Source organism: Aeromonas sp., from assembly GCF_050252055.1.
In the GTDB taxonomy this organism is placed as follows: domain Bacteria; phylum Pseudomonadota; class Gammaproteobacteria; order Enterobacterales; family Aeromonadaceae; genus Aeromonas; species Aeromonas caviae.
Window position 1 is genome coordinate 306,983 of the sequence record NZ_JBFWLQ010000001.1, and the last position, 23,408, is coordinate 330,390.

Genomic DNA, 23,408 nt, shown 5'->3' on the forward strand with positions numbered 1-23,408 from the left:
CTGTTTGTTGTATCACACTTTTCCAATCGTTTTTAAGGGCTCTCGCCGATTTCTTCAGAATCAGGGCGATTTATTGTACTTGAGTGGTCCAACCATTTGTTCTGATTGAGGAATCAATACGTCAAAAAGCCTCTTTCGAGGCTTCATCCGAGCGTGTCAGGCACTCTCGCCAACCGGTTCCTGGGGGTTGAGCTGATTGACCAGCCTCTCCTCGAGGGCCTGTTGCTCCTCCGGGTTCAGCGGCTCTCCGGCCAGGGTGGTGAGGCTGAAGAAGTCCTCCACCCGCTCACCGATGGTGGTGATCTTGGCGGCATGGAGGGAGAGGCCGCACTGCTGGAACACGGCACCGATACGGGCCAATAGGCCCGGAGTGTCCAGGGCCGTCAGCTCCAGCAGGGTGTGGCGGTTTTCCCCCTTGTGGGGCAGGAAGACCACCCTGGTCGGCACGCTGAACTGGCGGTGGCGTCTGGACAGGGGCTTGCTGCGCAGTACCAGTTTGCCCGGCTCCTGAAGGGCTTTCTCCAGCGCCTTCTTGATGGTGGCGGTACGGTTGGGGCTGATTGGCTCGCCGTTTGGCTCCAGCACGATGAAGGTGTCGAGCACGTAGTCGTTGCGCGAATTCATGATCTGGGCGTCGTGGATGCTGAGGTTCTTCTGATCCAGCGCCGAGGCCACGGTGGCAAAGAGGTTGGGGGTATCGCGACAATAGATGAACACCTCGCTACCGCCCCGTATGGGATGCTTGCCGATGAGCACCAGGGGGGCCGGGTTGTCACCGTGGGCGATGATCTTGCGGCAGTGCCAGGCGATCTGCTCCGGGCTGTGGCGCAGGAAGTAATCGGCCTTGAAGTCGTTCCAGAGGGCGGTGACCGCCTCCTGTGGCACCTCGCGCTGGGTCAGGATTTGCCTGGCCTGGCGCTGGTTTTCACGGATCTTGAGGCGCATGTCTGGCGGGTTTTCCAACCCCTGGCGCAGGGCCTTCTGGGTGGCGAAGTAGAGTTCGCGCAGCAGGGTGCCCTTCCAGTCGTTCCACAGACTGTCGTTGGTGGCACAGATGTCGGCCACGGTCAGGCAATAGAGCAGGTCGAGGTGCAATTCATCCCGCACCTTCTGGGCGAAGTCGGTGACCACATCCGGGTCGTAGATGTCGCGGCGCTGGGCGGTGACCGACATCAGCAGATGGTGGCGCACCAGCCAGGCGACCAGTCGGCTCTCGTAGCGATCCAGCCCGTGCAACTGGCAGAACTCCAGCGCATCCACGGCCCCGAGTTCGGAATGATCGCCGCGCCTGCCCTTGGCGATGTCGTGGAAGAGGGCGGCGATGCTGAGCAGCTCGGGCTTGCGCAACTGGGTGAACACCTCGTGGCAGAGCGGGTGAGTCTGGCGGCTGGCCGGATTCGGAAAGCGATGGATGTTCTGCAGCAGCCTGTGGGTATGTTCGTCCACCGTGTAGGCGTGGAACATGTCGAACTGCATCTGGCCGACGATGAGGTTCCACTGGGGCAGGTAGGCCGCGAGGATCCCGTACTTGTGCATCAGGGTGAGCGGCTGGCCGATGCCGTTGGGGTGGCGCAGGAGCGCCATGAAGAGACGGCGGCACTCGGGTAGATCTTGCAGCCAGCAGTTGAGGGTGCGTCTGGCCTCGCGCAACTGGCGCAAGGTGGCGGAGTGGATGCCGGCAATCTCCGGGTGCTGGGCTATCTGGTAGAAGAGTCGCAGGATGGCGGCAGGATCCCGGCCGAACAGCTCGGAGTCCACCGCATCGATGAGGCGGCCGCGCAGCTGGAATTCGTCGCTGATGCGGCGCACGTCCATGGCGGTGTTGCCAAGAATGGCCTCGTCAAAGAGTTGTAGCAGCATCTCGTTGAGTTCGGCCACCCGTCGCACCGTCTGGTAGAAGCGCTTCATCATCTGCTCGACCGGGCCGTTGCCTTCCCCCTCGAACCCCAGCATCTGGGCCACGGTGCGCTGGCGGTCGAACAAGAGACGGTTGTCCCCCTTGTTGATGGCCATGTGCAGGGCGAAGCGCACCTTCCACAGGAAATTCTGACAGTCGAGCAGCTCCCGGTACTCGGCCCGGTTGAGAAAACCGTGGCTGGTCATCTCGAACAGGGTGGTGGCGCCGAAGTGGCGGCGGGCGACCCAGGCCAGGGTCTGGATGTCGCGAAGGCCCCCGGGATTGTTCTTGAGATCCGGCTCCAGCTTGTAGGCGGTGCCGAGAAACTGCTGGTGGCGCAGGGCCTGCTCTTCGCGTTTGGCACGAAAGAAGGCTTCGCTCGGCCAGAAGTGCTGGGGCTGGGTGGCCGCCTGCAACTGCTCGAATCCCGCCAGGCGACCCGTGATGTAACGGGCCTCGATGAGGTTGGTGGCAACCGTGATGTCGTTGCGACCCTGCTCGATGCACTCGGCCACGTTGCGCACCGACTGCCCCACTTCCAGCTTGAGATCCCACAAGAGGGTGATGAACTCGCCGATGCGAAGCCCCAGCACCTCGTCCAGTTCATCTCCTTCGTAGAGGATCAGCAGGTCGATATCGGAGTGGGGGTGCAGCTCGCCGCGGCCATAGCCGCCTACCGCGATCAGGGTGAGCTCGGTCCTGTCGAAGCCGAACTTGTGCCAGAGCCTGGTCAGCAGCGCGTCCATGTATTCGGAGCGGGTGGCCACCAGTTCGATGATGTTGTCACCGGCGTCGAAGCGCTCGTGCAGCCAGGCGAGAAAGCGGCTCAGGTACTCCTTGCAGTTGTCACGGGTGAGCTGATCGTCTGGGAGCAGATGGGGAGAAAGCAGGCTGGCATCCATGGCATGTCACACTCTCGGTCGGGCCGGGTAAAGAGCAACCCCGGCGCGCGGCCGGGGTTGAATGTCAAACGTGGCGGATAAAACGCTCGATAGTGTCGTCGGGGCGCAGGGTCAGGACCTCGCAGCCATCCTCGGTCACCAGCAGGGTGTGCTCCCACTGGGCGGAGTCGCCGCCGTCCTTGGTGGTCACGGTCCAGCCATCCTTCGGATTGACCTTGCAGTGGTACTTCTTGCTGTTGACCATGGGCTCGATGGTGAAGCACATGCCCGCTTTCAGCTCCAGCTTGCCGCCGTTGCGGTAGTGGAGGATCTGCGGCTCTTCGTGGAACTCGGCACCGATGCCATGGCCGCAGTAGTCGCGTACCACGGAGAAGCCGGCCTGCTCGACGATGGGCTGGATGACGGCGCCGATCTCGGTGATGCACATGCCCGGGCGCACCCGCTTGATGGCGGCATAGAGGCTATCCTGGGCCACCTTGCAGAGCTGGCGGCGCAGGGGGGTGGTCTGGCCCACGATGAACATGGCGGAGGTATCGCCGTGATAGCCATCCTTGATGACGGTGATGTCCAGATTGATGATGTCCCCTTCCCGCAGCTTCTTGTGGTTCGGGATGCCATGGCAGATGACATCGTTCACCGAGGTACAGATGGACTTGGGGAAGCCGTGGTAATTGAGCGGCGCGGGGATGGCCTGCTGCACGTCGACGATGTAGTCGTGGCAGAGGGTATTCAGTTCGTCTGTGGTGACGCCCGCCTTGACGTGGGGGGCGATCATGACCAGCACGTCGGCGGCCAGCTGGCCGGCGACACGCATTTTTTCAATCTCTTCCGGTGTCTTGATTTTAATGGACATGGGATCTCTCTTGGGGCCTGATTGCGCATCCTGCCGATGCCCAACAACCAGGTAATGAAAAATAGATGCGTTTGCAATCAGGGCGAAATTTTATCCCCAACCCCCGTTTACTTCCAGTGTGATCGTCATCGCAACGTCATCAGGCGGTCGCACCATGGTCCGGGATCCATTTTTAGCACCCGGGCTGGTGGTGTCATGACCAAAGTTATGGTATAAAGCGCGCCGGAATGGGGAACTCGTGTCCTCATGCCATCACCCTTACTCAACAACACACACACATCGACACATATGCCGGGGTGCCTTAACGGGTCGGTTATATGGGATGTGTGGAGGCCTAACCCCAATACAGAGGTATAAAATGGCTAAAGTTTCTATGCGCGACATGCTGCAAGCCGGCGTTCACTTCGGTCACCAGACTCGTTACTGGAACCCGAAAATGAAGTCCTACATCTTCGGCGCCCGCAGCAAAGTTCACATCATCAACCTGGAAAAAACCGTTCCGATGTTTGACGATGCCATGAACTTCATCAGCTCCGTAGCTGCCAAGAAAGGCAAGGTACTGTTCGTAGGTACCAAGCGTGCCGCGTCTGAAGCCGTCAAAGAAGCCGCTGAGCGTTGCGACCAGTTCTATGTTAACCACCGCTGGCTGGGCGGCATGCTGACCAACTGGAAAACCGTTCGTCAGTCCATCAAGCGCCTGAAAGATCTGGAAACCCAGAGCGAAGACGGTACCTTCGACAAGCTGACCAAAAAAGAGGCGCTGATGCGTACTCGCGAAATGGAAAAGCTGGAGAAGAGCCTGGGTGGTATCAAGAACATGGGCGGCCTGCCTGACGTTCTGTTCGTTGTCGATGCCGACCACGAGCACATCGCTATCAAAGAAGCCAACAACCTGGGTATCCCGGTAGTTTCCATCGTTGATACCAACTCCAACCCGGACGGCGTTGACTATGTCATCCCGGGTAACGACGACGCTATCCGTGCCGTACAGCTGTACCTGAACGCTGCTGCTGACACCGTTCTGGAAGCCCGCGAGCAGGACATCGTTGTTCAAGCCGAACAAGATGGCTTCGTTGAAGCTGAGTAATTGATAAGGACTGTAAAGCCCTTATTAACCAAGCTGATGTAATTGGTTAGCAGGGGCCCTTGTGGCCCCTGTTTCTTGTCAATTCAAGACCGAGGATACTGGACATGGCAAACATTTCTGCCGCCCTGGTAAAAGAACTGCGCGAGCGCACCGCCGCTGGCATGATGGATTGCAAAAAAGCGCTGGAAGAAGCCAACGGTGATATCGAGCTGGCTATCGAGAACATGCGTAAATCCGGTCAGGCCAAGGCCGCCAAGAAAGCTGGCCGTATCGCCGCTGAAGGTGTGATCTTCGCCCGTACCGAAGGCAACGTTGCCGTCATGATCGAGCTGAACTGCGAGACTGACTTCGTTTCCAAGGATGCCGGTTTCCTGGCCATGGGTCAGAAGATCGTCGAGATCGCTGCTACCCAGAAAATCGCTGACGTTGACGCGCTGAAAGCCGCCGACTTCGGCAACGGCGAGTCCGTCGAGCTGACCATCACCAACCTGATCGCCAAGATCGGTGAGAACATGAACCTGCGTCGCGTGATGCTGGTTGAAGGTGACAACCTGGGCACCTACGTTCACGGCTCCCGCATCGGTGTTATCACCAAGCTGGTTGGCGGTACCGACGAGCTGGCCAAAGATCTGGCCATGCACGTTGCTGCCAACAGCCCGCAATTCGTCAAACCGGAAGACGTGTCTGCCGAAGTCGTTGCCAAAGAGCGCGAAATCCAGATCGACATCGCCATCAACTCCGGCAAGCCGAAAGAGATCGCCGAGAAGATGGTTGAAGGCCGCATGAAGAAGTTCACCGGTGAGGTTTCCCTGACTGGTCAACCGTTCGTGAAAGATCCTTCCATGACCGTTGCCGAGCTGCTGAAGAAAGAAGGCGCTGACGTTGTTTCCTTCACCCGTTTCGAAGTGGGCGAAGGCATCGAGAAGCAAGAGACCGACTTCGCTGCTGAAGTAGCAGCCCAGATCGCGGCCGCTCAGAAGGCCTAATCGAACCGGTTTTTCCGTTTCCCCAGACCGCGACTTATGTCGCGGTCTTTATATGACCAGGAATCAGTGACATGAGTACCAATCCCAAGCCTGCATACAGACGTGTTCTTCTGAAGTTGAGTGGTGAAGCCCTGCAAGGATCCGAGGGTTTCGGCATTGATCCGGCGGTGCTGGAACGGATGGCCCAAGAGATCAAAGAGCTGGTTGAGCTGGGTGTTCAGGTCGGTCTGGTCATCGGTGGCGGCAACCTGTTCCGTGGTGCCGGCCTTGCCAAGGCAGGCATGAATCGCGTGGTGGGTGACCACATGGGCATGCTGGCGACCGTCATGAACGGCCTGGCCATGCGTGATGCCCTGCATCGTGCTTATGTGAATGCCCGCCTGATGTCGGCCATCTCCCTGCAAGGGGTCTGCGACTCCTACAGCTGGGCCGAAGCCATCAGCCAGCTGCGTGCCGGCAAGGTGGTGATCTTCTCTGCCGGTACCGGCAACCCCTTCTTTACCACCGACTCGGCAGCCTGCCTGCGCGGTATCGAGATCGAAGCCGACGTCGTGCTGAAAGCCACCAAGGTCGATGGCGTGTTCACCGATGACCCGGTCAAGAACCCGGATGCCGTGCTCTATCAGGAACTGAGTTATGATGAAGTTCTTGAAAAAGAACTCAAAGTGATGGATCTTGCTGCTTTTACCCTGGCCCGCGACCACGATCTGCCGATCCGGGTGTTCAACATGAACAAACCGGGCGCGCTGCGCCGCGTGATCATGGGTGAGCCGGAAGGTACCCTGATCCACCAGGCCAGCAAGTAAGGCAAGTGTGAGCCCCAGGCTCGCTTGTCCATTACGCCAGTCAACAAGATAGATACGAGCCGCCTGTCGGCTCGTTCGCCAAAAGGAAAACCACTGTGATCAACGAGATTAAAAACGACGCCAAGGACCGCATGGGCAAAAGCGTAGAGTCGCTGAAGACCCAGATGTCCAAGATCCGTACCGGCCGTGCTCATCCGAGCCTGCTCGACGGCATCCAGGTGGAGTATTACGGTGCTGCCACTCCTCTGAAGCAGTTGGCCAACGTGGTGGCAGAAGATGCCCGTACTCTCTCCATCTCCATCTTCGATCGCTCCATGATACAGGCGGTGGAAAAAGCCATCCTGACCTCCGATCTGGGCCTGAACCCGTCCAGCAACGGCCAGACTCTGCGCGTACCGCTGCCGCCGCTGACCGAAGAGCGTCGCCGTGATCTGACCAAGATCGTCCGTGCCGAAGCCGAAGGTGCCCGGGTTGCCATTCGCAACATCCGTCGCGATGCCAACGCCGACCTGAAAGCCCTGCTGAAAGAGAAAGAGATCTCCGAAGACGACGACCGTCGCGCCCAGGAAGAGATCCAGAAGCTGACCGATACCTTCATCAAGCTGGTGGATGACGCCCTGGTTGTGAAGGAAAAGGAGCTAATGGAAATCTAAGCCTCCGACAGGTATATTACGAGCGCCGTGTAGTGCCCCTGCACGGCGCTTTTGTCTTTGTGGGAGAAATGAATGTCGCTTTTGGCAGCGCTAGGCGATAGCGCCAGCTCGTCCTTGCCCCGTCACGTCGCCATCATCATGGATGGCAATGGTCGCTGGGCCCAGAACCGCGGCAAGATGCGGGTTTCCGGGCACAAGGCGGGCGTGAAATCCGTGCGTGAGGCCGTGGCCTTTGCCGCCCGTGCCAAGATGGAGGCGCTGACCCTGTTTGCGTTTTCCAGCGAGAACTGGCGCCGTCCGGAAGGGGAAGTCAACGCCCTGATGGAATTGTTCATGACGGTGCTGGGTCGCGAGGTGAGCAAGTTGCACAGCAACGGCATTCGCCTTCGGGTGATTGGCGACACTGCCCGCTTCAGCGAGCGGCTGCAGGCCAAAATCGCCAAGGCCGAGGCCCTGACCGCCAACAATCAGGGATTGACCCTCAATATCGCCGCCAACTATGGCGGTCAGTGGGACATCGCCCAGGCGGCCCGGACCCTGGCACGGGCCGTGGCTGCGGGTGAACTCGATGCCGAGGCGGTCGATGAGGCGGCATTGGGTCGTCATGTCTGCATGGCTGATCTGCCCCCCGTGGATCTGTTGATCCGCACCGGCGGGGATCATCGCATCAGCAACTTTGTCCTGTGGCAGCTCGCCTATGCCGAACTCTATTTTACCCCGGTCCTGTGGCCCGATTTTGACGAGGCCGAGTTCAGTGGGGCAGTTGCCTCCTTCGTTGCTCGCGAGCGTCGCTTCGGGTGTACGGGTGAACAGATCCGGGAATTGATCGCCGCGCAACAGACCGGCTAAACCCCGCTCCCAAGAGAGAGGTTTCTTTTGCTAAAACAACGAATTATTACCGCATTACTGTTAGTACCCCTGGTGTTGGGGGCGCTGTTTTTTCTGCCGTTGAAATTCTTTGCCCTGCTCGCCGCCCTGGTCTTTCTGCTGGCCAGCCGTGAGTGGAGTGCCTTCGTCACTGCCCAGCCGCAACAGTGGTTGCCGCTGGTGTTCTGTCTGCTGCTGGGGGCCAGCCTGTTCTGGGTGCCCGTGGAGCAACTCTGGATCCCCCAACTGCATCCGCTGGTGATGGGCGTGCTCTGGACCGCCGTCAGCTGGTGGCTGCTGGGGCTGGTGCTGGTGCTGCGCTACCCGCAAAGCGCCAGGCTGTGGCGTGAATCCATCTGGCTCAAATCCCTGTTCGGTCTGGTGACCCTGGTTCCCTTCTTCTGGTCCCTGGTGGCCATTCGCGGTTACAACTTCTACCACGACCCCATGATGGGGGCCTGGATCCTGCTGTTCGTGATGGGACTGGTCTGGGCGGCAGATTCTGGCGCGTATTTTTTCGGCAAGGCGTTCGGCAAACACAAGCTGGCGCCGGCCGTGAGCCCGGGGAAAACCATCGAAGGCATGCTGGGTGGGCTGTTTACCGCCAGCCTGCTGGCCATCGGCGTGACCTGGTTCATGGGCTTCGTGCCTGCCAAGATGGGCACCGTGCTGCTCTGTTCCCTGCTGGCGGTGCTGGCCTCCGTGCTCGGCGATCTCACCGAGAGCATGTTCAAGCGGGAAGCCGGCATCAAGGATTCCGGCACCCTGTTGCCGGGCCATGGCGGCATTCTCGATCGCATCGACAGCCTGACGGCGGCGCTGCCCGTCTTCCTGCTCAGCTACCTGTTGCTCGGTCCGGAGTTTTGATGTTTCGCGCACTGATGATCCCGGGAGCGTCCCGCTCCATCAGTCTGTTACCCAATCAGGAGTCTTGATGCAAAACCTGGTGATCCTGGGAGCGTCAGGCTCCATCGGTCAGAGCACCCTCAAGGTACTGCGCCACAACCCCGGGCGCTGGCAGGTGCTGGCGCTGACCGCTGCCCGCAGCGTGGATGCCATGCTGCGCGACTGTCTCGAATTCTCCCCCCGGTTCGCTGTCATGGTGGACGAAGGCGCCGCCAGCGATCTGGCGGGTCGGCTCAAGGCTCACGGCAGCACCACCCGGGTGTTGTCCGGTCAGGCAGCCCTGTGCGACGTGGCTGCTCACCCCGAGGCCCACAGCGTGATGGCGGCCATTGTCGGTGCGGCGGGTCTGGCACCCACCATGGCTGCCGTGCGCGCCGGCAAGCGCATTCTGCTGGCCAACAAGGAGGCGCTGGTGATGTCCGGCGCCTTCTTCATGGAGGCGGTGCGAGAGCACGGCGCCGAGCTGCTGCCCATCGACAGCGAACACAACGCCATCTTCCAGTGCCTGCCGGTCGACGTGCAGCGCCAGCCCGGTTTCTGCGATCTGGCCGGGGCGGGGATCAGCAAGATCCTGCTGACCGGCTCCGGCGGACCTTTCCGCTATGCCGATGTGGGTGAATTGCACCATGTCACCCCGGCGCAAGCCATTGCCCATCCCAACTGGTCCATGGGGGCCAAGATCTCGGTGGACTCCGCCACCATGATGAACAAGGGGCTGGAGTACATCGAGGCGCGCTGGCTGTTCAATGCGGCCCCCGAGCAGATCCAGGTGGTGATCCACCCCCAGTCCGTCATTCACTCCATGGTGCAGTACAAGGATGGCTCCGTGCTGGCCCAGCTCGGCAACCCGGACATGTGCACCCCCATTGCCCACGCTCTGGCCTATCCGGAACGGATCGAGTCCGGTGTGGAACCTTTGGATTTCTTCAGTGTCGGAGAGTTCAGCTTTATCCGGCCCGACTATGAGCGCTATCCCTGTCTGGCGCTGGCCATGAGCGCGTGCCAGCAAGGGCAGGGGGCGACCACCTCCCTCAATGCCGCCAACGAGGAGGCCGTCGCGGCTTTTCTTGCAGAGCGGATCGGATTTATGGATATTGCCAGAGTCAACGAATCCGTCATGGCCGAGCTGGGCAGCAGTGCTGCCGGCTCTCTGGCGGATCTCATCGCCCTGGACGGTACGGCCCGAGCCCGTGCCCAGCAACTGATAAAGGAGCTTGCCGTATGAACGGACTGTGGTGGCAGCCAGCCCCTCTCCATGCTCTCGAGCGCAGGACTGGACATGACCGCGAGGTACGCGGCTGATGGGCGGGGTTCTGTGGAATATCGGCGCCTTCATCGTGGCCCTCGGGCTGCTGGTGGCGGTGCATGAATTTGGCCACTTCTGGGTGGCTCGTCGTTGCGGCGTCAAGGTGGAGCGCTTCTCCATCGGCTTTGGCAAGGCCATCTGGCGTCGCCTTGGCAAGGATGGCACCGAATACGTGCTGGCCCTGATCCCCCTTGGCGGTTACGTCAAGATGCTGGATGGCCGGGTCGACGAACTCAAGCCTGGGGAGGAGGCGCAGGCCTTCAACCACAAGAGCGTCTGGGCGCGGATGGCCATCGTCGCGGCCGGCCCCATGGCAAACTTCGTGTTCGCCCTGTTCGCCTTCTGGCTGATGTTCATGATAGGGGTGCCGAGCGTCAAACCCGTGGTGGGCGAGGTGCGTCCCGCCTCCATCGTGGCAGAGGCCGGCATCCTGCCAGGCATGGAGATCGTCGGCGTCGGCGGCGAGGAGACCGGTGACTGGGAGAGCGTCACCTACGCCCTCATCAGCCACCTTGGTGATGACTCGGTCCAGCTCAAGCTCAAGGCGGCCAACACCAGCTATGCAGTGGACAAGACCCTGCAGCTGGCAGGCTGGAAATTCGATCCGGACAAGGAGTCCCCCATCGGGAGCCTCGGGATAGTGCCCCTCGGTGGCAAGGTGTTGCCCGTGGTGGAGGCCGTGGTGCCATCGAGCGCCAGCGAGAAGGCCGGCCTTCAGGTAGGGGATCGCATCAAGGGGGTCGATGGAGAGGCCATCACCGAATGGGCCCAGTTTGTCGAGCGTGTCCAGCAGTCACCGGCGCAGCCGTTGCAGGTGACGGTGGAGCGCGGGGGCAGCGAGATGACCCTGACCCTGACCCCGGACGGGAAGAAAGTGAAGGGCCAGCTGGTCGGTTTTGTGGGCTTGTCGCCGCAACTGGTTCCATTACCGGATGAGTATCGAACTCTGTTACAGTATGGGCCTTTGCAAGCCCTGTGGCATGGGGTCCAGAAGACCTGGAGCCTGATCACCCTGACCTTCGACATGATAGGCAAGCTGATCGGTGGCATCGTCTCTTTGGACAACCTGAGCGGCCCCATCTCCATCGCCAAGGGGGCCGGCAGCAGCGCCGATTACGGGTTGGTCTATTTCCTCGGATTCCTGGCGCTCATCAGCGTCAACCTGGGGATCATCAACCTGTTCCCCCTGCCGGTGCTCGATGGTGGCCATCTGGTCTATTTCCTCATCGAGGCGATCACCGGCAAGCCGGTATCGGAAAAAATTCAGGAAGTTGGGTTCAGGATAGGCGCCGCCATTCTGATGTTACTGATGGGCATTGCGCTGTTTAATGATTTCGCTCGCCTCTGAGGCCAGAGCATCAACAAGGACACATAAGAACAAAATGGCTGTTAAAAAAGCATTGGTGTTGAGTTGCCTGCTGGGGGCCAGCTTCCTGGCTCAGGCTGCCCCGGCCTCTTTTGTGGTGCAAGACATTCAGGTCGAGGGCCTGCAGCGGGTGACCCTGGGTGCCGCCCTGTTGAATCTGCCGGTGCGGGTCGGTGATTCCGTCGACTCCGTGTCCCTGGCGAACGCCATCAAGAAGCTCTATGCCTCCGGCAACTTCGAGGACGTCAAGGTCTATCGCGACGGTCAGGTGCTGCAAGTGGTAGTCAAGGAGCGCCCGACCATCTCCAGCATCGAGTTCTCCGGCAACAAGGATATCAAGGAAGAGCAACTGACCCAGAGCCTGGAATCCTCCGGGATCCGCGTGGGTGATCCGCTGGATCGCACCGTGCTGAGCTCCCTCGAGAAAGGGCTGGAAGATTTCTACTACGGCGTGGGCAAGTACTCCGCCAAGGTCAAGGCCATCGTCACCCCGCTGCCGCGCAACCGGGTCGACCTCAAGTTCACCTTCGTGGAAGGGGAAGCGGCCAAGATCCAGCAGATCAACATCGTCGGCAACAACGTCTTCCCGGAAGAGAAGCTGCTGGCCCAGCTCTCCCTCAAGGACGACGTGCCCTGGTGGAACTTCACCGGCGATCAGCGCTACCAGAAGCAGAAGCTGGCCGGTGACATCGAAGTGCTGCGCTCCTACTACATGGACCGCGGCTACATCCGCTTCACCCAGGAGTCCACCCAGGTCTCCATGACCCCGGACAAGAAGGGGGTCTATGTCACCCTCAACGTCAAGGAAGGGGAGCAGTACAAGGTTTCCGGCATCCAGCTCAAGGGCGACCTCATCGACCGCGGCGGCGAGATGAAGGGCCTCATCCCCATCGAGGCGGGCAGCGTCTACTCCGCCAGTCAGGTGACCCATACCGAAGAGGTGCTCTCCAAGTTCCTCGGCCGTTACGGCTACGCCTATCCGAAAGTGGTCACCTTCCCCCAGATCAACGACCAGACCAAGGAAGTGGAGCTCATCGTCAACGTGGAGCCGGGTCCCCGGGTCTATGTGCGCAACATCAACTTCAGCGGCAACGTCACCACCAAGGACGAAGTGCTGCGTCGCGAGATGCGCCAGATGGAGGGCACCTGGCTCTCCTCCGACAACGTCGAGCAGTCCAAGACCCGTCTCAACCGCCTCGGCTTCTTCGAGACCGCGGAAGTGGACACCAAGCGGGTGCCGGGCAGCGATGACCAGGTCGATCTGGACTTCAAGGTCAAGGAGCAGCCGGCGGGGTCCATCAACGCCGGTATCGGCTACGGCACCGAGTCGGGTCTGAGCCTGCAGGCGGGTCTGCAGCAGGACAACTTCATGGGGACCGGCAAGAAGATCGGCATCAACGCCAGCACCAACGACTACTCCAAGAGCGTCGACCTGAGCTATAACGACCCCTACTTCACCGTGGACGGGGTGAGCCTGGGCGGCCGTCTCTACTACAACAAGTTCAGTGCGGCCGACGCCAACATCGTGGACTACGAGAACACCACCGTCGGTTTCCGTCTCTCCAGCGGCTTCCCGGTCAACGAGAACAACCGTCTCGACTTCAGCCTGGGCTACGAGAACAACAAACTGTCCCAGCCCAACCCCTATGTACAGGTGGACGAGTTCTGGAAGGTCTACAACGGCAATCTGGATGGCGACAACCGCATGGTGTTCAACACCGTGGACGTCACCGCCGGCTGGACCCGCTCCACCCTCAACAAGGGTCAGTTCCCGACCTCCGGTGACCGCCAGCGGGTGAACGCCAAGGTGACGGTGCCCGGCATGGATCTGCAGTACTTCAAGCTCAACGCCGAAGATGCCCACTACTTCCCGTTTGATGCCGATCACAAATGGGTCATGCTGGCCAAGGCCCGTGCCTCCTACGGCGATGGCTACGGCACCAATGGCGATTACGAGCACGTCCTGCCGTTCTTCGAGAACTACTACGCCGGTGGCTTCGACACCCTGCGTGGTTTCAAGAGCAACACGGTCGGTCCGAAGGCGCTCTACTACTACAACCTGGGCGGCAACGACGTCATCCAGGGCACTGACAGCTCGGTCGGGGGCAACGCCCTGGCGGTGGCCTCGCTGGAAATGATCGTGCCGACGCCCTTTGCCTCCGAGACCTATCAGCCCCAGCTGCGGACCAGCTTCTTCATCGACGCCGGTTCCGTGTGGGATACCCACTTCGACTACAGCCAGTATCAGAACCGTTGCTTCAGTGGTTGCAACTATCTGATGGACTACTCCGACCCGAGCAACATCCGGATGTCGACCGGCCTGTCGCTGCAGTGGCTCTCTCCCATGGGCCCGCTGGTGTTCGTGCTGGCAAGACCAATCAAGAAATATGAAGGGGACGACACCGAAGTCTTCTCCTTCAACATCGGCCGTACCTTCTAAGGGAAGCGGACGCCCCCCCGCCATGGCGGGGGGAAGCATGATGGGTCGCGCATTTGCGCGCCTCACCAGGTAACAAGACGATCTCGTGGATCGCTTGCACAATCAGGTAAATCAGGTAGCCCTCGACCGAGGGACCAAGGAGTAAGTGTGAATAAAGCGTTGAAAGTAGCTGGTTTGAGCTTTGCACTGATGGCTGCCGGCATGGGTTCTGCCTTCGCTGAGACCAAGATTGCCGTGGTCGACATGGGCGAAGTCTTCCAAAAGCTGCCCCAGCGTGAAGCCGTTGCCAAGAAGCTGAAGGGCGAGTTCGAGCCGCGCATGCGTGAACTGCAGAAGCTGGAGTCCGACGGTCAGGCACTGGTCGAGAAGTTCAAGAAGGACGAAGCCTTCATGAGCGCCGAACAGAAAAAGCAGAGCCAGGAGAAGCTGGCCAAGCTGCAGATGGAGTTCAACCAGAAGCGTCAGGCGTTTGAACAGGACAACGGTCGCCGTCAGTCCGAAGAGCGCAACAAGATCCTGACCAAGGTGCAGGCTGCCATCGACGCCATCGCCAAGAGCAATGGCTACGATCTGGTGCTGGAGCGCAACGCCGCCCCGTATGCAGCCAGCAAGCTGGACATCTCCGGCCAGGTTATTTCTCAGGTTAGCAAGAGCAACTAATTGATGGCATTCACTCTCGCACAGCTGGCCCAGCAACTGGGGGCCGAGGTCCATGGGGATGGGACCCGGGAAATTCGCAAGGTCGCGACACTGGAAAAAGCCGGGGAGGGGGAGATAGCCTTCCTGTCCAACAAGAAGTACCGGCATTTTCTGGAGCAGAGCAAGGCCACTGCCGTGCTCATCACCGAGGCAGACCTGCCGTTTTGCCCCACCAACGCCCTGGTGCTCAAGGACCCCTACGTGGGCTTTGCACGGGTTGCCCAACTGCTGGACACCACCCCGCAGCCGGCCATGGATATCCATCCGAGCGCCGTCATCGCGGCGGACGTGCAACTGGGCGAGAGAGTGGCCATCGGTGCCAATGCGGTGATCGAATCCGGCGTCGTGCTGGGTGACGATGTGCGTATCGGCCCGGGCTGTTTCGTTGGCAAGGATACCCGACTGGGAGCGCGCTCCCGGTTGTGGGCCAACGTCACCCTCTATCACAACGTGACCCTGGGCACGGACTGTCTGGTACAGGCCGGCACCGTGATCGGGGCAGACGGTTTCGGTTATGCCAACGAGCGCGGCGAGTGGATCAAGATCCCCCAGCTCGGTGGCGTGACCATCGGCAACCGGGTCGAGATCGGTGCCTGCACCACCATCGACCGCGGTGCGCTGGAAGATACCCGCATCGCTGACAACGTCATCATCGACAACCAGTGCCAGATCGCCCACAACGTCGAGATCGGCTACGGCACTGCCGTGGCGGGCTCCACCGTGATGGCCGGTAGTCTCAAGGTCGGCAAATACTGTATCATTGGTGGTGCCTCCGTCTTTAACGGGCACATGGAGATCTGCGACCAGGCCACCGTCACCGGCATGGCCATGGTGATGCGTCCCATCACCGAGCCCGGTATCTACTCTTCCGGCATCCCCCTGCAAACCAATAAAGAGTGGCGCAAGACCGCCGCCCGGGTGATGCGTATCGAAGAGATGCACAAGCGGTTGAGCAAGCTTGAGAAAAAGCTGGATCAAGAATAATCACGATTGGTATAGGGTACTGTTTTGACTACTGAAAAGAAGAGCCTGGGTATCCAGGAAATCATGGATCTGCTGCCCCACCGTTATCCGTTCCTGATGGTGGACAAGGTGGAAAACTACGAGATCAGCGATGAGCGCAAGACCCTGCGCGCCATCAAGAACGTCTCGTTCAACGAGCCGATCTTCCAGGGCCACTTCCCGGCCAAGCCGGTCTTCCCCGGCGTGCTGATCCTGGAAGCCATGGCCCAGGCCACCGGTATCCTGGCCTTCACCATGGTGGGCAAGCCGTCACCCAACGAGCTCTATTACTTTGCCTCCATCGACAATGCCCGCTTCAAGCGCCCGGTGGGCCCCGGCGATCAGCTGGTGCTGGATGTGGAGTTCCTGAAGGAGCGTCGCGGCATCGCCAAGTTCACCGGTGTCGCCACCGTCGACGGTGAAGTGGTCTGTACTGCCGAACTGATGTGCGCCAAGCGCGAGGTATAACCGTGATCGATCAGACTGCCATCATCCACGACACCGCCATCGTCCATGAGTCTGCCGTCATCGGCAAAGGGGTTGAAATCGGCCCCTTCACCGTCATCGGCGCCGAGGTGGAAATCGGTGACAACACCTGGGTGAGCTCCCACGTGGTGATCAAGGGCCCGACCAAGATCGGTCGCGGCAACAAGATCTTCCAGCACACCTCCATCGGTGAGGATTGCCAGGACAAGAAGTACGCCGGCGAGCGCACCTTCCTCGAGATCGGCGACAACAACGTGTTTCGCGAGAACTGCACCGTGCACCGCGGTACCACCCAGGACCAGAGCCTGACCAAGGTGGGTAGCGGCAACCTGTTCATGGTCAACGTTCACGTGGCCCACGACTGCATCATCGGTGACAACTGCATCTTCGCCAACAACGCCACCCTGGCGGGCCATGTGCACATCGGTGACTTCGTGATCTTCGGCGGTCTGTCTGCCATTCACCAGTTCGGCCGCGTCGGCTCCCACGCCTTCGTCGGCGGCTGCGCTGCCCTGAACAAGGACGTGCCGCCCTACGTGATGGCCGCCGGCAACTACGCCAAGCCGTTCGGGGTCAACTCCGAAGGCCTGCGTCGTCGTGGCTTCAGCGCCGAGGCGATCTCTGCCGTCAAGCGCGCCTACAAGGAGATCTTCCGCTCCGGCAAGACCATTGAAGAGGTGTTGCCCGTGCTGAGCGAGATGGCCCAGAGCGAACCGGCCATCCAGCTCTATGTGGATTTCCTCAAGGACAACGAGCGCGGGATCATCCGTGCCTGATCCCATTCGCATCGGCATCGTCGCCGGAGAGACCTCCGGCGACATCCTGGCCGCAGGGCTGGTGCGCGAACTGCAAGCCCGCTACCCGGATGCGCAGTTCGAAGGGATCGCCGGGCCGCGGATGCAGGCTCTCGGCGTGAAGGCGCTGTTCGAGATGGAGGAGCTCTCCGTCATGGGCATCACCGAGGTGCTGGGCCGTCTGCCCCGCATCCTCCAGGTGCGCCGCGAACTGCTGCGCCACTTCATCGCCAATCCCCCCGACATCTTCGTCGGTGTGGATGCACCGGATTTCAATATCGGGGTGGAGCTGAAACTGCGCCGCGCCGGTATCAAGACGGTCCACTATGTCAGCCCCTCCGTCTGGGCCTGGCGTCAGGGCCGCATTCACAAGATCAAGGCCGCCACCGACATGGTGCTCGCCTTCCTGCCGTTCGAGAAAGCCTTCTACGACCGTTTCGATGCCCCCTGTCGCTTCGTTGGCCACACCATGGCTGACGACATTCCGCTGGTGCCGGATCAAGGGGCGGTGCGCGAGGCCCTCGGCATCGATCCCGCCCGTCGCTGGCTGGCGGTGCTGCCGGGGAGCCGCACGGCGGAAGTGGGCTTCATGGCGCCGGTCTTCCTCGAGGCGTGCAAGCACCTGACGGTGCACAACCCGGATCTCGGTTTCATCGTGCCTCTGGTCAACCAGAAACGGCGCGAGCAGTTCCTCGCCATCAAGGCCGAGGTGGCCCCGGAGCTCGACATGGTGCTGCTGGACGGTCAGGGCCGCGAGGCCATGATTGCCGCCGACGTGGTGATGCTCGCCTCCGGCACCGCGGCCCTCGAGGCCATGCTGGTGAAAAAGCCCATGGTGGTGGGTTACAAGCTCAAACCCTTCAGCTACTTGCTGGCCCAGTGGCTGGTGAAGACGGATTATGTCTCCCTGCCGAACCTGCTGGCGGACAAGATGCTGGTGCCCGAGCTCATCCAGCACGAGTGCACCCCGGCCAACCTGGTGGAAGAGGTGAGCAAGCTGCTGGACCATGACAACAGCGAGCTCATCGCCACCTTCACCCGGTTGCACGAGAAGATCCGCTGCAATGCGGATGTGCAGGCAGCGGAAGCGGTTGCCGCGCTGCTGGAACGCTAGTGGGCTCTGCCTGTGTGTCAGGCGTGATGTTGTGCTGATACTGGCCCTGCGGGGCCGGTTTTGATTCAAGGCTATGAGATGACGATCGATATTCCCGAAGACAAGCTGATTGCCGGGGTGGACGAAGTGGGTCGCGGCCCCCTGGTGGGTGACGTGGTCACCGCCGCGGTGATCCTGGATCCTGCCAATCCCATCCTTGGCCTCGCCGACTCCAAGAAGCTCTCCGAGAAGAAGCGCCTCGCCCTGTTTGGCGAGATCAAAGAGAAGGCGCTGGCCTATGCCATTGGCCGCGCCAGCCCGGCGGAAATCGACGAGCTCAACATCCTGCACGCCACCATGCTGGCGATGCAGCGCGCCGTGGCGGGGCTCAAGGTGACGCCCGAGCTGGTCTTCATCGACGGCAACCGCTGCCCCAGATTGCCGATGGAGGCCCGCGCCGTGGTCAAGGGTGACAGCCTGGTGGCCGCCATCAGCGCCGCCTCCATCCTCGCCAAGGTGACCCGGGACGCCGAGATGACCGAGCTGGACAGCCGCCATCCCGAGTACGGTTTCGCCCGCCACAAGGGCTACCCGACGGCGGAGCACCTCGCCATTCTGGCCGAACGGGGCCCGCTGCCCGAATACCGGCAGAGCTTCAAGCCGGTGCGCCGCGCCCAGGGGATCGAATAACCGATGCCGATCTGTCTGAACGATTTCTGCTTGCGCAATGAGAGGGCGTGACCATGGCTGATCCTCGTTTCATCCACCTGAGGGTGCACTCCGACTTCTCCATGGTCGACGGCCTGCAGAAGATCGGTCCCATCGTCTCCGCTGCCGCCGCCAACAACATGCCGGCCCTGGCCCTGACGGACCAGATGAACATGTGCGGCCTGGTGCGCTTCTACGGCTCTGCCCACGGCAAGGGGATCAAGCCCATCGTCGGGGCGGATTTCTGGGTGCAGAGCGACGAGCTTGGGGACGAGCAGTTTCGCCTCACCCTGCTCGCCATGGACAACGACGGCTACCAGAACATCACCCTGCTCATCTCCCGCGGCTATCAGCGCGGTCACGTGCAGGGGCGCCCCGTCATCGACAAGGCCTGGCTTGGCGAACATGCCAAGGGGGTGATCGTCCTCTCCGGCGGGCGCGAGGGGGATGTGGGCAAGTTCCTGCTCAAGGGCAACCGCCAGATGGTGGAGCATTGCCTCGCCTTCTACCAGACCCACTTCCCGGATGCCTACTACCTGGAGCTGCTGCGTACCGGCCGCCCGGACGAGGAGGTCTACCTCCACATGGCGGTGGCCATTGCCACCGAGTTCGAACTGCCGGTGGTGGCCACCAACGAGGTGGTGTTCCTCACCGCCGATGACTTCGACGCCCACGAGATCCGGGTCGCCATCCACGACGGCTACACCCTGATGGACAAGCGCCGACCGCGCCGCTACAGCCCCCAGCAGTACCTGCGCAGTCAGGAGGAGATGGCGGAGCTGTTTGCCGACATCCCGGAAGCCCTGGAAAATACGGTGGAGATCGCCAAGCGCTGCAACGTGACGGTGCGCCTTGGCGAGTATTTCCTGCCCAATTTCCCCACCGGCGACATGACCACCGAGGACTTCCTGGTCATGAAGTCGAAGGAAGGGCTGGAGGAGCGGCTGGAGTTCCTGTTCCCGGATCCGGCGGTGCGGGCCGAGCGTCGTCCCGAGTATGACGAGCGTCTCGACATCGAGCTCAAAGTGATCAACCAGATGGGCTTCCCGGGTTACTTCCTCATCGTGATGGAGTTTATCCAGTGGTCCAAGGACAACGGCATCCCGGTCGGTCCGGGCCGGGGCTCGGGGGCGGGGTCGCTGGTGGCCTACGCCCTCAAGATCACCGACCTGGATCCGCTGGAATTTGACCTGCTGTTCGAACGTTTCCTGAACCCCGAGCGGGTCTCCATGCCCGACTTCGACGTCGACTTCTGTATGGACCGGCGCGACGAGGTGATCGATCACGTCTCCGAGATGTACGGCCGGGAGGCGGTGTCCCAGATCATCACCTTCGGCAGCATGGCGGCCAAGGCGGTGGTGCGGGACGTCGGCCGGGTGCTGGGCCACGCCTACGGTTTTGTGGATCGCATCTCCAAGCTGATCCCGCCGGATCCGGGCATGACCCTCGCCAAGGCGTTCGAAGCCGAGCCCAAGTTGCCGGAGCTCTACGAGCAGGACGAGGAGGTCAAGGACCTCATCGACATGGCCCGCCGCCTGGAAGGGGTGGTGCGCAACGCCGGCAAGCACGCCGGTGGCGTGGTGATCGCACCTACCAAGATCACCGACTTCGCGCCGCTCTATTGCGACGACGAGGGGCATCACCCGGTCACCCAGTTCGACAAGAACGACGTGGAGTATGCCGGGCTGGTGAAGTTCGACTTCCTGGGTCTGCGCACGCTCACCATCATCGATTGGGCCCTTGGCATGATAAACCCCCGTCTTGCCAAAGAGGGCAAGCCGCCGGTGGACATCGCCGCCATCCCCATCGACGACAAGAAGTCGTTCGCCCTCTTGCAGCGTTTCGAGACCACGGCGGTGTTCCAGCTCGAATCCCGCGGCATGAAGGACCTCATCAAGCGGCTACAGCCCGACTGCTTCGAAGACATGATCGCGCTGGTGGCCCTGTTCCGCCCGGGCCCGCTCCAGTCGGGCATGGTGGACAACTTCATCGAGCGCAAGCACGGCAAGGAGGCCATCTCCTACCCGGACGAGAAGTGGCAGCACGAAAGCCTCAAACCCATACTCGAGCCCACCTACGGCATCATCCTCTACCAGGAGCAGGTGATGCAGATCGCCCAGACCCTGGCGGGGTATACCCTGGGTGGCGCGGACATGCTGCGTCGGGCCATGGGCAAGAAAAAACCCGAAGAGATGGCCAAGCAGCGGGCGGGCTTCGAGGAGGGGGCGGTCAAGAACGGCGTCGACGGCGAACTGGCGATGAAGATCTTCGATCTGGTGGAGAAGTTTGCGGGCTACGGCTTCAACAAGTCCCACTCCGCTGCCTATGCGCTGGTCTCTTACCAGACCCTCTGGCTCAAGACCCATTTCCCGGCGGAGTTCATGGCGGCGGTGATGACCGCGGACATGGACAACACCGACAAGATAGTGACCCTGGTGGACGAGTGTCAGCGCATGGGGCTGACCGTGATCCCGCCGGACGTCAACACCGGTCGCTACCGCTTCAGTGTCAACGAGGACGGCCACATCGTCTACGGCATCGGCGCGGTGAAGGGGGTCGGGGAAGGGCCCATCGAGGCGATCCTGGACGCGCGGGATCGGGACGGTCCGTTCCGCGACCTGTTCGATTTCTGCAACCGGGTCGACATCAAGAAGCTCAACAAGCGGGTGATGGAGAAGCTCATCCTCTCCGGCGCCATGGACAGGCTCGGCCCCCACCGCGCCGCCCTGATGGCGACCCTGGAGGAGGCGATGCGCGCCGCCGAGCAGCACGCCAAGGCCCAGGCGGTGGGGCAGGTCGACATGTTCGGCGTGCTCACGGAGGAGATCGACGACGTCAAGAAGGCGTTCGCCAACGTGCCGCACTGGCCCGACAAGGTGTGGCTGGAAGGGGAGCGCGAGACCCTCGGGCTCTACCTCACCGGTCACCCCATCAACCAGTACAGCAGCGAGCTGCGGCGCTACACCTCGGGCCGACTGTGCGATCTGCATCCCACCTCCCGGGATACGGTGACCACGGCGGCGGGGTTGGTGATCGCGGCGCGCAGCATGGTGACCAAGCGCGGCAACAAGATGGGGATCTTCACCCTGGACGACCGTTCCGGCCGTCTGGATGTGACCCTTTTCAGTGAAGCGCTGGAAAAATACGAAGAATTGATGCAAAAAGACCGTATTTTAGTGGTTTCTGGACAGGTCAGCTTTGATGACTTCTCCGGTGGCCTTAAAATGTCGGCCCGCGAGTTGCTGGATATCAACGATGCGAGGGAGCGTTTTGCCAGGGCAATCCGCATCTCCCTCGATGAACAACGCATTGACGAGCGCTTTTTCCCGCGTTTGTGCGAGATTTTGGAGCCCGCCCGTGCCGGAGTCTGTCCGGTTCAGGTAAACTATCGTCGCCCCGGTTCCCGGGTGCGATTGACGCTCGGTACCGAGTGGCGGGTGACGCCCACCGATCAACTGATAGATGACTTGCGAGTCCTGCTTGGACGAGAGCGGGTTGAATTGGTTTTTGATTAGAGGATCTATTGTCCCTATGAGTCTTTTTCTGGATTTTGAACAGCCGATCGCCGAGTTGCAGGCACAGATCGATGAACTGCGCCATGTGAGCGAGCACAACAGTGCCGTGGATCTCAGCGAAGACATTCGCCGGCTGGAGAAGAAAAACGAAGAGCTGACCAAGAAGATCTTCGGCGATCTGGGTGCCTGGCAGGTATCCCAGATGGCACGTCATCCCCAGCGCCCCTACACCCTCGACTACATCGAGCAGATCTTCACCGATTTCGACGAGCTGGCCGGGGATCGCGCCTATGCCGATGACAAGGCCATCGTCGGCGGCATCGCCCGTCTCGACGGCGAGCCCGTGATGATCATCGGTCACCAGAAGGGTCGCGAGACCAAGGAGAAGATCAAGCGCAACTTCGGTATGCCGCGCCCGGAAGGGTACCGCAAGGCCCTGCGCCTGATGGAGATGGCCGAGCGCTTCAAGATGCCGATCATCACCTTCATCGACACCCCGGGTGCCTACCCCGGCGTGGGTGCCGAGGAGCGTGGCCAGTCCGAAGCCATCGCCCGCAACCTGAAAGTCATGGCCGGCCTGACCGTGCCGGTGGTCTGCACCGTGATCGGTGAAGGCGGCTCCGGCGGCGCTCTCGCCATCGGCGTGGGCGATCGGGTCAACATGCTGCAGTACTCCACCTACTCCGTCATCTCCCCGGAAGGGTGCGCCTCCATCCTGTGGAAGAGCGCCGAGAAGGCCTCGGTGGCGGCGGATGCCATGGGCATCACCGCCCAGCGCCTGAAGGAGCTGAAGCTCATCGACAACATCGTCGAGGAGCCCCTCGGCGGTGCCCACCGCGACGTGGAGAAGATGGCCAAGCACCTGAAAGCGCGCATCAAGCAGGATCTGGATGCCCTGCGCCCCCTCGACAGCGAGCAACTGCTGGAGCAGCGCTACCAGCGTCTGCTGGGTTACGGCTACTGCTGATCTGCCGCTTCCAATAAAAAGTCCCCGCATGCGGGGACTTTTTTTATGGGCGACGTTTGTGGGGGGACGCCGGGG

At 61.2% G+C, this 23,408-nt stretch carries 19 protein-coding genes; 17 read left to right on the forward strand and 2 right to left on the reverse strand.

Translation table 11 applies throughout. From position 1 onward, the window contains the following. Positions 1-156 precede the first annotated feature (156 nt). Positions 157-2,799 carry a bifunctional uridylyltransferase/uridylyl-removing protein GlnD gene (glnD, locus tag AB7E19_RS01375; RefSeq protein WP_042015535.1) on the reverse strand — a complete coding sequence of 881 codons (2,643 nt, stop codon included), beginning with the start codon at positions 2,797-2,799 and terminating at the stop codon, positions 157-159. A 64-nt stretch (positions 2,800-2,863) separates the two neighbouring features. Beyond that, a complete protein-coding gene (gene map, locus AB7E19_RS01380) occupies positions 2,864-3,652 on the reverse strand; it encodes a type I methionyl aminopeptidase (RefSeq protein ID WP_010673402.1) in 789 nt (262 codons plus the stop codon). 358 nt (positions 3,653-4,010) lie between these two features. Here map and rpsB point away from each other — a divergent pair, with 358 nt between their 5' ends. The 17 genes from rpsB to accA all read left to right on the forward strand — a co-directional run bounded on the left by rpsB (position 4,011) and on the right by accA (position 23,333). Then, positions 4,011-4,739 (forward strand): 30S ribosomal protein S2, encoded by a 729-nt coding sequence (rpsB, locus tag AB7E19_RS01385; protein ID WP_010673403.1) that lies wholly within the window; start codon positions 4,011-4,013, stop codon positions 4,737-4,739. 104 nt (positions 4,740-4,843) lie between these two features. Further along, positions 4,844-5,725, forward strand: coding sequence for a translation elongation factor Ts (gene tsf / locus AB7E19_RS01390; protein WP_010673404.1), 882 nt, complete (start codon positions 4,844-4,846; stop codon positions 5,723-5,725). Positions 5,726-5,796: 71 nt separating this feature from the next. Beyond that, the gene (gene pyrH / locus AB7E19_RS01395) at positions 5,797-6,531 is read left to right on the forward strand and encodes a UMP kinase (RefSeq protein WP_010673405.1); all 735 of its coding nucleotides are present in this window, start codon (positions 5,797-5,799) and stop codon (positions 6,529-6,531) included. Positions 6,532-6,626: 95 nt separating this feature from the next. After that, a complete protein-coding gene (gene frr, locus AB7E19_RS01400; RefSeq protein ID WP_010673406.1) occupies positions 6,627-7,184 on the forward strand; it encodes a ribosome recycling factor in 558 nt (185 codons plus the stop codon). A 72-nt stretch (positions 7,185-7,256) separates the two neighbouring features. Next, on the forward strand, positions 7,257-8,033 hold the full coding sequence (gene uppS, locus AB7E19_RS01405; RefSeq protein ID WP_039039427.1) for a polyprenyl diphosphate synthase: 777 nt from the start codon (positions 7,257-7,259) through the stop codon (positions 8,031-8,033). A gap of 27 nt (positions 8,034-8,060) precedes the next feature. Next, positions 8,061-8,918: a phosphatidate cytidylyltransferase gene (locus AB7E19_RS01410; protein WP_427934543.1), complete on the forward strand. Its 858-nt coding sequence runs from the start codon at positions 8,061-8,063 to the stop codon at positions 8,916-8,918. Positions 8,919-8,985: 67 nt separating this feature from the next. Then, entirely contained in the window at positions 8,986-10,182 is a 1,197-nt protein-coding gene (ispC, locus tag AB7E19_RS01415) for a 1-deoxy-D-xylulose-5-phosphate reductoisomerase (protein ID WP_052815753.1), read from the forward strand. 76 nt (positions 10,183-10,258) lie between these two features. Then, on the forward strand, positions 10,259-11,611 hold the full coding sequence (gene rseP / locus AB7E19_RS01420; RefSeq protein ID WP_223920071.1) for a sigma E protease regulator RseP: 1,353 nt from the start codon (positions 10,259-10,261) through the stop codon (positions 11,609-11,611). Positions 11,612-11,645: 34 nt separating this feature from the next. Further along, positions 11,646-14,069, forward strand: coding sequence for an outer membrane protein assembly factor BamA (bamA, locus tag AB7E19_RS01425; protein WP_139736830.1), 2,424 nt, complete (start codon positions 11,646-11,648; stop codon positions 14,067-14,069). Positions 14,070-14,216: 147 nt separating this feature from the next. Next, positions 14,217-14,729, forward strand: coding sequence for an OmpH family outer membrane protein (locus AB7E19_RS01430; RefSeq protein ID WP_029313943.1), 513 nt, complete (start codon positions 14,217-14,219; stop codon positions 14,727-14,729). A 3-nt stretch (positions 14,730-14,732) separates the two neighbouring features. After that, positions 14,733-15,752 (forward strand): UDP-3-O-(3-hydroxymyristoyl)glucosamine N-acyltransferase, encoded by a 1,020-nt coding sequence (gene lpxD / locus AB7E19_RS01435; RefSeq protein ID WP_039039449.1) that lies wholly within the window; start codon positions 14,733-14,735, stop codon positions 15,750-15,752. Between the two features lie 24 nt (positions 15,753-15,776). Beyond that, positions 15,777-16,238: a 3-hydroxyacyl-ACP dehydratase FabZ gene (gene fabZ, locus AB7E19_RS01440; RefSeq protein ID WP_010673414.1), complete on the forward strand. Its 462-nt coding sequence runs from the start codon at positions 15,777-15,779 to the stop codon at positions 16,236-16,238. A gap of 2 nt (positions 16,239-16,240) precedes the next feature. Beyond that, positions 16,241-17,032, forward strand: a complete 792-nt coding sequence (lpxA, locus tag AB7E19_RS01445) for an acyl-ACP--UDP-N-acetylglucosamine O-acyltransferase (protein ID WP_010673415.1) — start codon at positions 16,241-16,243, stop codon at positions 17,030-17,032. Then, positions 17,025-18,164, forward strand: a complete 1,140-nt coding sequence (gene lpxB / locus AB7E19_RS01450; protein ID WP_039039432.1) for a lipid-A-disaccharide synthase — start codon at positions 17,025-17,027, stop codon at positions 18,162-18,164. The genes lpxA and lpxB overlap by 8 nt, the downstream gene beginning before the upstream one ends. A 78-nt stretch (positions 18,165-18,242) precedes the next feature. Continuing rightward, on the forward strand, positions 18,243-18,833 hold the full coding sequence (rnhB, locus tag AB7E19_RS01455) for a ribonuclease HII (RefSeq protein WP_427934544.1): 591 nt from the start codon (positions 18,243-18,245) through the stop codon (positions 18,831-18,833). A gap of 53 nt (positions 18,834-18,886) precedes the next feature. Continuing rightward, entirely contained in the window at positions 18,887-22,366 is a 3,480-nt protein-coding gene (dnaE, locus tag AB7E19_RS01460) for a DNA polymerase III subunit alpha (RefSeq protein ID WP_139736831.1), read from the forward strand. Between the two features lie 16 nt (positions 22,367-22,382). Next, entirely contained in the window at positions 22,383-23,333 is a 951-nt protein-coding gene (gene accA / locus AB7E19_RS01465) for an acetyl-CoA carboxylase carboxyl transferase subunit alpha (protein WP_010673419.1), read from the forward strand. The last annotated feature ends 75 nt before the right edge of the window (positions 23,334-23,408 follow it).

Bases quoted from the DNA above. Each gene is read 5' to 3' on its own strand.
- lpxD (WP_039039449.1), top strand. From the start codon at position 14,733: ATGGCATTCACTCTCGCACAGCTGGCCCAGCAACTGGGGGCCGAGGTC.
- accA (WP_010673419.1), top strand. From the start codon at position 22,383: ATGAGTCTTTTTCTGGATTTTGAACAGCCGATCGCCGAGTTGCAGGCA.
- dnaE (WP_139736831.1), top strand. From the start codon at position 18,887: ATGGCTGATCCTCGTTTCATCCACCTGAGGGTGCACTCCGACTTCTCC.
- rnhB (WP_427934544.1), top strand. From the start codon at position 18,243: ATGACGATCGATATTCCCGAAGACAAGCTGATTGCCGGGGTGGACGAA.
- bamA (WP_139736830.1), top strand. From the start codon at position 11,646: ATGGCTGTTAAAAAAGCATTGGTGTTGAGTTGCCTGCTGGGGGCCAGC.
- uppS (WP_039039427.1), top strand. From the start codon at position 7,257: ATGTCGCTTTTGGCAGCGCTAGGCGATAGCGCCAGCTCGTCCTTGCCC.
- glnD (WP_042015535.1), bottom strand. From the start codon at position 2,799: ATGGATGCCAGCCTGCTTTCTCCCCATCTGCTCCCAGACGATCAGCTC.
- map (WP_010673402.1), bottom strand. From the start codon at position 3,652: ATGTCCATTAAAATCAAGACACCGGAAGAGATTGAAAAAATGCGTGTC.
- rpsB (WP_010673403.1), top strand. From the start codon at position 4,011: ATGGCTAAAGTTTCTATGCGCGACATGCTGCAAGCCGGCGTTCACTTC.
- pyrH (WP_010673405.1), top strand. From the start codon at position 5,797: ATGAGTACCAATCCCAAGCCTGCATACAGACGTGTTCTTCTGAAGTTG.
- rseP (WP_223920071.1), top strand. From the start codon at position 10,259: ATGGGCGGGGTTCTGTGGAATATCGGCGCCTTCATCGTGGCCCTCGGG.
- ispC (WP_052815753.1), top strand. From the start codon at position 8,986: ATGCAAAACCTGGTGATCCTGGGAGCGTCAGGCTCCATCGGTCAGAGC.
- tsf (WP_010673404.1), top strand. From the start codon at position 4,844: ATGGCAAACATTTCTGCCGCCCTGGTAAAAGAACTGCGCGAGCGCACC.